This is a genomic window from Caballeronia sp. M23-90 (assembly GCF_053574605.1).
Window position 1 is genome coordinate 1 of sequence record NZ_JBSIPA010001041.1, and the last position, 258, is coordinate 258.

A 258-nucleotide genomic window follows, 5' to 3' on the forward strand; every position below is an offset into this window, starting at 1 on the left:
CGAGCATCATGCGCGGCTCCCTTCGCTTTTTTGCGATGCCTTCAGTCCGCGCTTGAGGTCGTCGATGAGATCGTCAGGATCTTCCAGGCCAATCGACAGCCGGATACGGCCTGGCGCGATTCCGGCGACATCGAGCATCATGCGCGGCTCCCTTCGCTTTTTTGCGATGCCTTCAGTCCGCGCTTGAGGTCGTCGATGAGATCGTCAGGATCTTCCAGGCCAATCGACAGCCGGATACGGCCTGGCGCGATTCCGGCG

General features: G+C 60.9%; 1 protein-coding gene. It reads right to left on the reverse strand.

Annotation, left to right across the window (positions count from 1 at the left end):
- Nucleotides 1-6 precede the first annotated feature (6 nt).
- Nucleotides 7-141: a hypothetical protein gene (locus ACRXB1_RS37705; protein ID WP_449494978.1), complete on the reverse strand. Its 135-nt coding sequence runs from the start codon at nt 139-141 to the stop codon at nt 7-9.
- Nucleotides 142-258: the final 117 nt, after the last annotated feature.

Bases quoted from the DNA above. Each gene is read 5' to 3' on its own strand.
- ACRXB1_RS37705 (WP_449494978.1), bottom strand. From the start codon at position 141: ATGATGCTCGATGTCGCCGGAATCGCGCCAGGCCGTATCCGGCTGTCG.